Origin of the sequence: Microbacterium sp. NPDC056736 (genome assembly GCF_042790415.1) — a bacterium.
Classification (GTDB): domain Bacteria; phylum Actinomycetota; class Actinomycetes; order Actinomycetales; family Microbacteriaceae; genus Microbacterium.
Map to the genome: position 1 here is coordinate 52,753 of NZ_JBHTZE010000011.1, position 12,365 is coordinate 65,117.

10 protein-coding genes and 1 tRNA gene are annotated in these 12,365 nt (G+C 71.9%); 4 read left to right on the forward strand and 7 right to left on the reverse strand.

What is annotated here, in order from left to right; translation table 11 throughout:
- Window positions 1-99 precede the first annotated feature (99 nt).
- Window positions 100-792: a DUF2278 family protein gene (locus ACFRAL_RS16965; protein WP_378885221.1), complete on the forward strand. Its 693-nt coding sequence runs from the start codon at window positions 100-102 to the stop codon at window positions 790-792.
- Window positions 793-833: 41 nt separating this feature from the next.
- On the opposite strand, the gene ACFRAL_RS16970 is transcribed toward ACFRAL_RS16965, so the two are convergent.
- The 6 genes from ACFRAL_RS16970 to serS form a co-directional block, all read right to left on the reverse strand.
- Entirely contained in the window at window positions 834-2,129 is a 1,296-nt protein-coding gene (locus tag ACFRAL_RS16970) for a diguanylate cyclase (RefSeq protein ID WP_378885223.1), read from the reverse strand.
- A 112-nt stretch (window positions 2,130-2,241) separates the two neighbouring features.
- Entirely contained in the window at window positions 2,242-3,540 is a 1,299-nt protein-coding gene (locus ACFRAL_RS16975; protein WP_378885225.1) for an LCP family protein, read from the reverse strand.
- Window positions 3,540-4,820 (reverse strand): LCP family protein, encoded by a 1,281-nt coding sequence (locus ACFRAL_RS16980; protein ID WP_378885228.1) that lies wholly within the window; start codon window positions 4,818-4,820, stop codon window positions 3,540-3,542. Before ACFRAL_RS16980 ends, ACFRAL_RS16975 begins: the two co-directional genes overlap by 1 nt.
- A 49-nt stretch (window positions 4,821-4,869) precedes the next feature.
- Window positions 4,870-4,954 (reverse strand) — tRNA-Ser (locus ACFRAL_RS16985).
- Between the two features lie 134 nt (window positions 4,955-5,088).
- The gene (locus ACFRAL_RS16990; protein WP_378885231.1) at window positions 5,089-6,063 is read right to left on the reverse strand and encodes an HAD family hydrolase; all 975 of its coding nucleotides are present in this window, start codon (window positions 6,061-6,063) and stop codon (window positions 5,089-5,091) included.
- Window positions 6,060-7,325, reverse strand: coding sequence for a serine--tRNA ligase (gene serS, locus ACFRAL_RS16995; RefSeq protein WP_378885234.1), 1,266 nt, complete (start codon window positions 7,323-7,325; stop codon window positions 6,060-6,062). Before serS ends, ACFRAL_RS16990 begins: the two co-directional genes overlap by 4 nt.
- A 98-nt stretch (window positions 7,326-7,423) precedes the next feature.
- Between serS and ACFRAL_RS17000 the strand changes: the two genes are divergently transcribed.
- Both ACFRAL_RS17000 and ACFRAL_RS17005 read left to right on the forward strand, forming a co-directional pair.
- Window positions 7,424-8,743 (forward strand): diacylglycerol/lipid kinase family protein, encoded by a 1,320-nt coding sequence (locus ACFRAL_RS17000; protein ID WP_378885237.1) that lies wholly within the window; start codon window positions 7,424-7,426, stop codon window positions 8,741-8,743.
- Window positions 8,744-8,825: 82 nt separating this feature from the next.
- Window positions 8,826-10,181 (forward strand): cryptochrome/photolyase family protein, encoded by a 1,356-nt coding sequence (locus tag ACFRAL_RS17005; RefSeq protein WP_378885239.1) that lies wholly within the window; start codon window positions 8,826-8,828, stop codon window positions 10,179-10,181.
- 85 nt (window positions 10,182-10,266) lie between these two features.
- Here the strand turns inward: ACFRAL_RS17005 and ACFRAL_RS17010 are convergent, their stop codons facing one another.
- Window positions 10,267-11,253 (reverse strand): aldo/keto reductase, encoded by a 987-nt coding sequence (locus ACFRAL_RS17010; RefSeq protein ID WP_336394589.1) that lies wholly within the window; start codon window positions 11,251-11,253, stop codon window positions 10,267-10,269.
- A 115-nt stretch (window positions 11,254-11,368) separates the two neighbouring features.
- On the opposite strand from ACFRAL_RS17010, the gene ACFRAL_RS17015 reads away from it, so the two are divergent.
- Window positions 11,369-12,010 (forward strand): NADPH-dependent F420 reductase, encoded by a 642-nt coding sequence (locus ACFRAL_RS17015; RefSeq protein ID WP_378885242.1) that lies wholly within the window; start codon window positions 11,369-11,371, stop codon window positions 12,008-12,010.
- Window positions 12,011-12,365 lie beyond the last annotated feature (355 nt).

Genomic DNA, 12,365 nt, shown 5'->3' on the forward strand with positions numbered 1-12,365 from the left:
CAGCAATCATAACCGAGTCCCGTGGCGCTTCTTGCACGCGATCGGCCCGCCCCTCCGGCGCGCCGGTATCACCGCAGCCGCCGGGCGGCTCTTCCAGACATGCCGTTCACACAGTATGGAGTCCTCAGCGGAACCCTCGTCGCGCACCACCGCGACGACCCCGACGACTTCGGGCGCTGGCGGCACGTCAACCTCAGGGTGCGCAGCGGCGGGCGCGACTTCCGGGTCGCCGTCGACGTCGACAGCAAGGACTCCGCGGTAGGGGTGCAGTGGAAGGTCGTCCGCGCGGGCGGGGCGGCGCTCGGGTGGCCTGCGGCACCCGCGTCCGGGTTCACCGCGCTGGCGTCGGCGCCCGGGACGGGTGCGATCGACGTCATCCGGCATCCGGCTCTGCGCGTCGTCGGGATGCGGCGGTTCCTGCTGCGGCTCCTCCGCGTGAGCGGCGCCGTGCCGGCCGCACGCTCGTGGTTCTGGATCCCGGCCCTCCGGCCCTGGCGCTCGGGCGATCATCTCGAAGCCTCGGAGGCGCTGGAGACGACCCTGCGCCCGGGTGCGGTCACCCTCGTGTGGGGAGAGCCGTTCCCCGAGGGCGCCGCGCCGACCTCGATACAGGGCATGCACAACGTGCACCAGAACCAGGGCGACCCCGCCGGATCCCCGTGGTGGGCCGAGAACGGCATCTGGCAGGACGGCGCCGTGGCGACGCAGCAGTCCGACGGCAGCTGGCTCGTGTTCGTCTCGAAGTTCTCCACCCAGCGCGATCACACCGACGCACAAGGGCACCCGCTCTGACTCACCGGAGCCCGCACCCGCCGAACGAGCCGACCGCGGGCTCAGTCCGCGATGGCCACCTGATTGCCGCCGCTGTTCTTCGCGGCGTACATCGCCTGGTCCGCCCGCCGGATGAGGCGGTCGACGTTGAGCAGGCCGTCGCCCACACGGGCGGTCGCGACGCCGATGCTCGCGGCGATCGGCAGCGACGCGGGCAGGAACGTGTACTCCTCCCCCACGGCGGCGCGCACCCTCTCGGCGATCTCGACGGCGGCTGCGGCATCCGCCCCGCACACGACCACGAACTCGTCGCCCCCGTACCGGGCGACGACGTCGCCCTCGCGGAGGTTCTCCTGCAGCCGGCGCGCGACCTCGCGGAGCACCTCGTCGCCACGGTCGTGGCCGAGGGTGTCGTTGACCTCCTTGAAGCCGTCCAGGTCGATGAAGATCACCGACGCGGGCGTGTGGTCGCCGAGCGACGGCAGATCCTCGAGGCTGCGCCGGTTGGGGAGGTCGGTGATGTCGTCGTGCATCGCCGCGTGCTGCAGGCGGCGCTCGAGCCTCAGCGTCGCGAGCTTCTGCGCGGCCTGGCCCGCGAGGGCCTCCGCGAGAGGGGATGCCTCGTCGTCGAACACGCGCGGATGCCGGAAGAAACACGCGAAGAGGCCGAGCGAGACGTCCTCGAGGTGCAGCGGCGCGACGATCGCCGCCTGCACGCCGGCCGTGCGCATCGCCTCCGCGAGGGAGGGGGAAAGGCGTTCGGCGTCGGCCTCACCGCTGATCTTCACGACCTCGCGCATCTGCCGCACGCGTGCCGAGATCGTGAACTCGGGGATCGTGTGCTCGAACGGGTTCGTGCCGGCCGTCCGCCGCAGCACCCCGCTCTCGGAGAACAGCATGACGACGGACTCCTCGGCGCGGTACGCCTGCGACGCCGTGTCGGCGAGGACCCGGCTGAGACGCTCCTCCGTCGTCGCGGCGGCGAAGGCGATGGACGCGTCCATGATCAGCTGCAGCCGGCTCTGCGTGCGGTCGGCCAGGCCGTGCAGATTGCGCAGGCGGGTGCCGGACGCATAGCGGTCGGCGGCCTCCATCACCGTCAGCACTGCACCGTCGGCGTCCTCCGCACGCGTGACGAGGACGGCACGCTCCGGATGACCGGGGCACGACATCATCCTGGAGGAGCGGCCGGCGCCCTCGAGGAAATCGGGGACCGGGACCAGGATCTCGCTCAGCAGCCGGCCGGTGGGCTCCTCCGCCAGCCATCGACGGAACCAGGCGTTGGCCTCCACCACGCGCTCGTCGCGGTCCACGCGGACGACGCCGACGGGCAGCGCATCGATCTCCACACCGCTCATGGGCATCCTTCCCGCGCCGGGCACGCGGCATCCGTCCGAAATGTATCGCATCGCGCGATGCCCTCGGGACGACAGGAAGGAAAACGCAGTGCACGCACCGGATGCACAGCGGTCAGTTCTCGGGCAGCGTGCACGTCGTCTGCGCCGCCGTCTGGCCGGCGATCTCCGAGGGCAGCTCCACGCGCTCCTCGGCCACCGGCGCCTCGGCTGCCGGGGTCTCGACGGCTTCACCGCCCGGTGCAGGCGTGGCGGCGGCATCCGGCTTCACGGCCTCGCCGGTGACCTCGACGCCGTAGCCCTGGCTGGCCTCGCCGGTGAGGCTGAGCGGCTGGTTCGCCCGCAGCGCCTCGAACAGCACGTCCGCGGCATCCGTCACCGGCATCACGCGACTGGCGCCGTCGCCAGACGAGTAGCGCGTCGGGTACTGCACGAACACGATGTCCTCGTAAGGCACGTCCTTCATCGCCATCGCGATCTGCACCATGAGGTTCGGATTCGTCAGCCCCGAGCTGAGCACGAGCTGCCCCTGCTGCACCTGGTTCACGGCCGTGGTCGCGAGGTTGAGGAGCGTCGCGGGATTGGCCAGCACGGCGTCGGACTGCAGCTTGCGCACCATCGACGACATGAACTGCTGCTGGTTCGAGATGCGCCCGAGGTCGGATCCGTCGCCGATGCCGTGGCGGACCCGCAGGAACTGCAGCGCCTCGACACCCACGAGCGTGTGGGTGCCGGCGGCGAGGTCGAGGCCGGTGTGGCGGTCCTGGATGTCGCCCGCGACGCAGACGTCCACGCCGCCGATCGCGTCGGACATGTTGATGACGCCGGTCCAGCGGATGGCCGCCGCGAAGTGGACCTGCTCGCCCGTGAGCGCCTCGACGGTGCGCACCGTGCAGCCCAGCCCGCCGTACATGTACGACGCGTTGATCATCTGCTGCGACATCGCCGGGTGGTCACCGCTGCCGTCCTCCTTGGCGCATGCCGGAATCGGCACCAGCATGTCGCGTGGGAACGAGACGACGGTGACACGGCGCGGTTCGTCCGAGATGTGCACGAGCATCGTGACGTCGTTGCGCTCGCCCGGTGAGTCGTCTTCGGCGCAGCGCGGGAACAGCGCGACGTCCTGACCCTCGCACGAGTCCGAGCCCACCAGGAGCACGTTCACGCCGCCCTCGATGGCGCCGAGCGACGGCGGCAGCGGCCTCTCGTCGTCGAGCACCACCGCGTTCGCCGCGATCGCCCGCGTGGCGTCCCACACGTTGTACGCCGCGATGCCGGCCGCGCTCACACCGAAGACCGCCACCGCGACGCCGAGCATCGAGATCAGGGTGATGAGCGGATGCCTCGTCGGCAGCACTCCGTGGCGCGCGAGGGGCCCGCGACCCTCCGTCGAGGGTCGCCTGGTCGCCGGCATCAGCCCTCGGCCCTGACGTTGCCGGCGGAGCAGGTCTGCTGCGCGGCGTTCTGGCCGGGGATGTTCTCGGGAAGCGCCACCGCGGTCTCGCTCGGGGCGGGGGTCGCGCTCGGATCGGCGCTGGGGGTGGGGTCGGCGGGCGCCTCGGTGGGCTGCGGGTCGGCCACGATCACTCCTCCGGTCAGATCCTGGTCGTGCGTGACCTCGATCGGCTCGTTGGCGGCCAGGGCCGCCCACATCTGCTCAGCGGCATCGTAGTCGGGAACGACGCGGTTCGGATCGACCGGGTCCTCGAGCACCGGGTACTGCAGGAACACGATGTCCTGGAAGGGCACGTCCTTCACCGCGAGCGCGATCTGCGCGAGCGTCATCGGATTGGTCAGCCCCGCGCTCGGAGTGATGTTGTCCACCGCCGTGGTCGCCAGCTTGTACAGCGTCGCGGGGTTGGAGATGACCTCTTCGCTCACGAGCTTGCGCGCGAGGCTCGACATGTACTGCTGCTGGTTGCTGATGCGCGCCAGGTCGCTGCCGTTGGCCAGGCCGTGACGCGTGCGGAGGAACTGCAGCGCCTCGACGCCCTGGACCGTTCGAGCCCCGGCCTCCCAGTCGATGCCGGTATAGACGTCCTTGATGCCGCCGTTGCCGATGCAGACCTCGACGCCCCCGATCGCGTCGGTGATGTTGATGACGTTGCCGAAGCTCACCTTGGCCGCCAGCGGCACGTTCTGTCCGCTCAGCTCTTTGATCGTCTTCGCGACGCACGAGAGCCCGCCGTCGCCCCACGCGGAGTTGATCTGCGCGTACGAGCTGCCGGCGGTGGTCGTGCCGTCCTCGCTCGTGCACGACGGGATGGGAACCATCAGGTCTCGCGGGAACGACACCACGGTCACCCGGCGCGGGTCGTCCGAGATGTGGACGAGCATGTTGACGTCGTTGAGCTGCCCCTCGGCCTCGGGCCCGGTGCAGCGGTCGCCGAAGATATGCGCGTATTCCGGCTCGCACTCGTCGGTGCCGACGAGGAGCACGTCGACGCCGCCCTCGATGGCGCCGATGTCGGGAGGAACGGTCCCCTGGCCCTCGAGTTCGACGGCGTCGTCGGCGAAGCTGGAGGTGAGGTCCGACAGCGCGTAGGCGGCGACGCCGAACCCGGCGACGAGGGCGACCGCGGCGATGACGCCGACGAGCTTGAGCACGAACGCCAGCGGCCCGGGAGACGACAGCTCACCATGGCGCGCCACGGTGCGGCGGCCCTGGCGGGCGGGTCGGCGGGTCTGGCTCACTCGGTTCCTCTCCGGGATCTGCTCTCAAGCCCCCGGCACACGCGTTCTGCGGAGGGTGTGGGATTCGAACCCACGGGACATCGCTGCCCACTGGTTTTCAAGACCAGGTCCATCGGCCGCTCGGACAACCCTCCCGAGGATCCCGGCTCGCAAGGAGCGCGGCATCCGTCGAACAGGCGTCGAGTCTAGCCGACAGCACTGTCGACCCATTCTTCCAACAGCGGCTGGCAATCCTCTGAAGGACGCGCTCGAGCGCCGTGGGTGCCCGTCAGAGCGCGCGCAGCACCGCTGCCACGCCGCCGGCCTGCACCGAGCCGGTCGTCTCCCCCGCGGCGTCCCGCACCTCCTGCGGGCCCTGTTCCATCGCCACGGCGCGGCCGCCGTGCTCCAGCGCCCATCGGAACATGCCGACGTCGTTGCGGCCGTCGCCGATCACGAGGACGTTCTCGGCCTCGATCCCCAGCTCGGCCCGCACGCGTTCCAGCCCCGTGCTCTTGTCGACGCCCTGCGGGGCGATATCGAGCCACGCCGTCCAGCCCACCGCGTACGAGACCTCGTGGAGCCCGATGTCGCGCACCAGCTCGAGGTAGTCCTGCTCGTCCTGCTCCGGCGAGACCACCACGACACGGCAGACGCGCTGGCGCCCCAGCTCCTCGAAGGGCACGCGGCGGGCATGGACGAGGTTCCAGTCCTCGAGGTACTCGGTGTACAGGCGCACGCCGTCGGGAAGCTCCACGAGGTATCGCGCCTGCGGGAGATGCTCGCGCAGCAGCGTCAGCACCTCGCTCGGGTCGAACGTCTCGACGTGCCACCGCTCGTAGATCAGCTCCTCGGCGTCGACGCGCTTGAGCACGACGGCGCCGTTGGAGCACACGACGTACTCGGGAGCGAGCTCGAGCACGCGCAGGATGCCGCGGGTGCCCTCCCAGCTGCGACCTGTCGCGATCATCACCTCGTGGCCCGCGTCCTGCGCGTGGGCGACCGCCTCGACGACGCCGGGGCTGAGCGACTCGTCCTCGAGCAGCACCGTGCCGTCGATGTCGAGCACGATGAGCATGCGGGCCACGGACACGCCGGGCGCCTCGGTCTCGCGCGCCAGCTCGTCGACCAGCTCGGCCGCGTCCTCCTGCGGCTCGACGTCGATCCGGCCGGTGTCGGGCAGGGCCTCTTCGACGGTGGGGTCGGTGTCGATGTCGTCGGCGGTGCGGGCCAGGTCGCCGATGCCGTCGTGGGCCTGGTTCACCCGACCGGCTCCATCACCTCGAGCCCGCCGAGCAGGGGTCGCAGCACCTCCGGCACGGCGACCGACCCGTCCTCGCGCTGGTGGGTCTCGAGAAGGGCGACGATCCACCGGGTGGTGGCGAGCGTGCCGTTGAGCGTCGCGACCGGCTGCGTCCTGCCGCCCTCCGGGCGGTGGCGGATGTCGAGGCGGCGCGCCTGGTACGTCGTGCAGTTCGAGGTCGACGTGAGCTCGCGATACGCCTGCTGGGTCGGCACCCACGCCTCGATGTCGTACTTGCGGGCTGCGCTCGAGCCGAGGTCGCCCGCGGCGACGTCGATCACGCGGTACGACAGGCCCAGATCCTGAAGCATCCGCTCCTGCATCTCGACCAGGCGAAGGTGCTCGGCCTCCGACTCCTCGGGCGTGGTGTAGACGAACATCTCGAGCTTGTTGAACTGGTGCACGCGGATGATCCCGCGGGTGTCCTTGCCGTACGACCCCGCCTCGCTGCGGTAGCAGGTGGACCACCCGGCGTAGCGCTTGGCGCCCCGGGTCAGGTCGAGGATCTCGCCCATGTGATACCCGGCGAGCGGCACCTCGCTGGTGCCGACGAGGTACAGGTCGTCGTCCTCGAGGTGGTAGACCTCGGCGGAGTGCTTGCCGAGGAAGCCGGTGCCCTGCATCACCTCGGGACGCACCAGCGTCGGCGGGATCATCGGCGTGAACCCGGCCTGGAGCGCCCGGTCGAGCGCGAGGTTCATCAGGGCGAGCTCGAGGCGGGCGCCGATGCCGGTGAGGAAGTAGAAGCGGCTGCCCGACACCTTCGTGCCGCGCTCCATGTCGATCGCGCCGAGCCGCTCGCCGAGCTCGAGGTGGTCGCGCGGCTCGAACGCGAAGGCCGGGACCTCGCCGTGCGTGCGCAGGGTGACGAAGTCGTCCTCACCGCCGGCGGGCACGCCCTCGATCACGATGTTCTCGATCGCTGCGAAGGCCGCGGCGGATGCCTCCTCCGCGGCGGCGACCGCGTGCTGGGCCTGCTTCACGCGCTCGCTGAGGTCCTTCGCCTCGGCGACGAGGGCCGCCTTCTCCTCTCTCCGAGCCTGCGCGACCTTCTTTCCGTGCGCGTTCTGCGCGGCGCGGAGCTCTTCGAAGGCGGTGATCGCGGCACGGCGTGCACGGTCGGCCTCCAGCGCGGCGTCGACGGTCTCGGGCGACTCGCCGCGCGCCTCCTGCGAGCGCTTGACCAGCTCGGGATTCTCGCGGAGCAGCACGGGATCGATCACCCTGCAAGCTTAGTCGGCGCCCGCGCACCGGCATCCGACTGCCCGGCCGCGCACCGGTTTGCACCGCGCGGCCCATTCCGGGACCTAATCTGTACGACATGGCAGCGGTATCCGGATCGGGCGAGGGCCCTGCGCGCGACGACGACGATCTGACCCCTCACCCGGCCGACGCCGTCTACGCCGACGGCCCCTCGACCGAGGAGCTCGATCTCGCCGATGTGGCAGCCGACGGGACGGATGCCGCTGCGGCCGACGCCTCGGCCACGGCCGACGCGGCCGAGGAGAATGCGCCCGACCCGGCTCGGGCGGCCGAGCCCGACGATGTGATCCACGAGCCGCAGGACGTCGAGCCCGACACCGCCGATGGCGAGGCCGGCGAGGCGCGGCGCGTGGGCCCGGAGGGCGAGCCACGCCCGATGGAGGAGGGCGCCGAGCGTCCGTCCCCGAAGGCGGCCCTGGTCTACAACCCGACGAAGGTCGACGCCGACGCCCTGCGTCAGACGGTGACGCGGCTCGCCGCGGAGGCCGGCTGGTCGGAGCCCCTCTTCTACGAGACGACGGTCGACGACCTCGGCGACGACGTGACGCGCCAGGCGCTCGATGAGGGCGTCGACGCCGTGCTGGTGGCCGGCGGCGACGGCACCGTGCGCGCCGTGTCCGAGGCGATGAGCGGGAGCGGCGTGCCGCTGTCCATCGTCCCCAGCGGCACCGGCAACCTGCTCGCCCGCAACCTCAGGCTGCCGCTGGCCGAGCCCGAGGCGATGGTGCGCGCGGTCTTCGACGGCGACACGATGCCGATGGACGTCGGGTGGAGCGAGCTCGCCCGGCCCGACGGCACGACGGCCGAGCACGCGTTCGTGGTGATGGGCGGCATCGGCCTCGACGCCGCGATGATCGCCAACACCAACCCGCAGCTGAAGAAGACCGTCGGATGGGTCGCGTACGTCGACGGCGCGGCACGGGCACTCCCCAGCGCCAAGCCGTTCCGCGTCGTCTACGAACTGCCCGGACACCGCCTGCACTCGTCCCGGGTGCAGAGCGTGCTGTTCGCCAACTGCGGCAAGCTGCCGGCGGGACTCGAGCTCATCCCCGAGGCATCCGTCGCCGACGGCGCTCTGGACATCGTCATCTTCCAGCCGAAGGGTCCGTTCGGCTGGCTGTTCGTATGGCGCCGGGTGGCGTGGGACAACAGCTTCCTGCGACGCTTCCGCACCGGGCGCCGGGTGCTGTCGCTGCGCACCAAGGACAACTCGGTGCTGTACTCGCGCGGCGCGGGCATCGAACTGGCGACGCGGGAAGCGCAGCCGGTGCAGCTGGACGGCGACGAGTTCGGCGAAGCCCTCTCGGTGAAGACCCGCGTGGAGCCGGCGGCGCTCCTGGTCGTGGTGCCCAAGGGCCACACCACCGACGACCTCTGAGCCGCCGGGTGAGCGCGGCCCGGCGCGAGGCGATCTTGTCAAGACCGCCTCGCCGGCTCCCGCGCGGGGCAGGATGACTCCCATGCCCGGACCCTCGATCGTGTGGTTCCGCGACGACCTGCGCCTCGCCGACAATCCGGCACTGCGCGCGGCGCTCGACCGCGACGAGCCCGTCATCGGCCTGTACGTGCTCGACGACGAGAGCCCCGGCGTGCGCCCGCTCGGCGGCGCCGCCCGGTGGTGGCTGCACCACTCCCTCGCCTCGCTCGGCGAGCGCCTGCGGGAGCGGGGCGGGACGCTGGTGCTGAGGCGAGGTCCGGCCGACCGCGTGGTGCGCGAGACGGTGACGGATGCCGCGGCCGGTGCCGTCTTCTGGAACCGGCGCTACGGCGGACCGGAGCGCGACATCGACGCGGGGCTCAAGGCCGCACTCCGCGACGACGGCGTCGACGTCGCATCGTTCGCCGCGTCGCTGCTGTTCGAACCGTGGACGGTGAAGACCGGGGCCGGCACGCCGTTCTCGGTGTACTCGCCGTTCTGGCGCGCGTGCCAGGCCCTTCCGTCACCACGGGACCCCCTCCCCGAGCCGCGCGAGGTGCCGGGGCCGCGCCGGGCCGCGGCATCCGACGCCCTCGACGACTGGTCGCTGCTGCCCACCGCGCCCGACTGGGCGGCCGGGCTGCGCGACGCGTGGGAGCCCGGCGAGCCCGCCGCGCGCCGGCGGCTGCGCGAGTTCCTGCGCGATGACCTGGCGAGCTACGACCGCGCCCGCGACGAGCCCGCTGCCGGTGCGACGTCGCTGCTGTCACCCCGGCTGCGATGGGGCGAGGTCAGCCCGCACACGGTGTGGCACGAGACGGTCGCCGCCGGGAACGGCGGGCGGTTCCTGTCGGAGCTCGGCTGGCGGGAGTTCGCCTGGCACATCCTGTACCACCATCCCGACCTGGCGACGAGGAACCTGCGCCCGGAGTTCGACGCGTTCCCGTGGCCGCGCCTGAAGCCCAGCGCCCTGGAGGCCTGGCAGCACGGCCGCACCGGCGTCGCCCTCGTCGACGCGGGCATGAAGGAGCTCTGGCGCACGGGCTACATGCACAACCGCGTGCGGATGGTCGCGGCATCCTTCCTCATCAAGAACCTGCTCATCGACTGGCGGCGCGGCGAGGAGTGGTTCTGGGACACGCTCGTCGACGCCGACGGCGCCAACAACGCCTTCAACTGGCAGTGGGTCGCGGGCTCCGGCGCCGACGCTGCGCCGTACTTCCGCATCTTCAACCCCGAGCTGCAGGCGAAGAAGTTCGACCCCGACGGGCTCTACGTGCGCGAGTGGGCGCCGGAGCACCTCTCGGGCGACGCGCCCGCGCCGATCGTCGACCTCGGCGAGACGCGGCGGGCCGCGCTGGACGCGTACGAGCACGTCAAGCGCGCCGCCCGCCGCTGAGCGCGGGCGGGGCTGCGGCGGGTGGGTGCCGGGGCGGGCGGGCTGCCGCGGCGGGCGGGCTGCCGCGGCGGGCGGGCTGCTGCGGCTACCAGGCGTAGGCCTCCGGCGCCTGTCCACCCGGGCCGGGGAACAGCTCGTCGAGCGCCTGCAGGTCGTCCTCGCTCAGCCGGATCTCCAGCGCCGAGACGGCCGACTCCAGCTGCTCCACGGTGCGCGGGCCGATGATCGGCCCGGTGACGCCCGGCTGGTGCAGCAGCCACGCCAGGCCGAGTGCCGAGGGCGTCCAGCCGCGCTCCTGAGCGAAGCGCTCGTAAGCGTCGAGCTGGTCGCGGCGCTCCTCGCGCTGCGACGTGATGCGCTCCCCGGCCGAGCGCGCCTTCGCGTCGGTGGACCCGCCGCTGAGCAGCCCGCCGGCAAGCGGCGACCAGGGCAGGATGCCGAGCCCGTAGTTCTGCGCCGCCGGGATGACCTCGAGCTCGATGGAGCGCTGCACGAGGTTGTACAGCGACTGCTCGCTCACCAGGCCGAGGAAGTGGCGCTGCTTGGCGATCTCGTTCGCCTGGGCGATGTTCCACGCCGCGAAGTTGGAGCTGCCGGTGTAGACGACCTCGCCGCGGGCGACGAGGACCTCCATCGACTGCCACAGCTCCTCCCAGGAGATGTGGCGGTCGATGTGGTGGAACTGGTAGAGGTCGATCCGGTCGGTCTGCAGGCGCCGCAGCGAGCCGACGGCCTCGCGCCGCACCTGCCACGCGGATGCGCCGCGGGCGTTCACGACGTCGCCGTCGGGCGTCGGGTCGACCATCGGCGAGTGCACCTTGGTCGCCAGCACGATGTCGTCGCGCACGCCACGGCGGGCCTGCAGCCACCGCCCGATGATCTCCTCCGTCCGCCCGCGGCCGCCGGCCCCGCCGTAGCCGTTCGCGGTGTCGAAGAAGTTCACGCCGAGCTCCAGTGCGCGGTCCATGATCGCGAACGAGTCCTCTTCCGAGGTGCGGTCGCCGAAGTTCATCGTTCCCAGCACGATCCGCGAGACGGAGGTGCCTGTTCGTCCGAGGTGCACGTAGTCCATTCGGACATCGTCACACGGCCGGGGCGGCGTCCGGGCCGTTTTGCGGAAACGTTTCCCGGTTACTTTCCGGGTCGTCGGCGGAATGGGCGGAGGCTCCCCGCGGTTGCGGGCCGACATGACAACGATCGGAATCATCGGTGCAGGACACATCGGCAGCGCGCTCGCCCGCGCCTTCTCCGGACTGGGCTACGACGTCGTGATCTCGAACTCGCGGGGCCCCGAGACCCTCACCGGCCTCGTGGCCGAGCTGGGTCCGAAGGTCACCGCCGCGACCGCGGAGGAGGCGGCCGCCGCCGCCGACATCGCCGTCGTCACGGTGCCGCTTAAGGCGCTGAAGGACGTGCCGGTCGAGCCCCTGGCCGGCAAGATCGTGCTCGACACCAACAACTACTACTTCGAGCGCGACGGGCACTTCGACGCCCTGGACCGCGGCGAGACCACCACGTCGCAGCTGCTTCAGGACCACCTCCCCACGTCGAAGGTCGTCAAGGCCTTCAACCACCTCTACGCCTCCGACATCAACGCCGACGGTCTGCCGGCGGGCGACCCGGACCGGCGCGCGCTCGGCACCGCGAGCGACGTCCCCGAGGCCGTCGAGTTCGTCACCGGCGTCTACGACGCGCTCGGGTTCGACACGGTGAGCGCCGGCCCGCTGAGCGAGTCCTGGCGCCTGGAGCGCGATCGCCCGGCCTACGTCGCCCGGCAGACGGCGGCCGAGCTGCGCGCGAACCTCGCCAAGGCGAACCGGCTGCCCTGACCGGCCGCCGCGCGGCGCGCGGGCGCCGCTGCGGATCCGGCGCGCGTCGGGCGCGGCTATGGCGCAACTCCGGCGCCGGCGCGGCTCCGGAGATCGGACTTCTCGCCGGTTTCCGGAGTCCTCGGGCCCTACGGCTCCGGAATGCGGGCGATTCTCCGATTTCCGGATCCCCGGGAGGGCGACCCGCGGGGAGCGGAACGCCTGGGACCGGAGACACGGCCGCGGGGGGGGGGGGCGCGGGCGGCCGCGCCAACCCCCCCCACGGCGACTAATTGTCCCGACCTCCCCGCCTCCCCCCCCCCCCCCCGTGCTCGCCCGGGGGGGGGCGCTCGCCGCGGGTGCCGCGGTGTGGGGC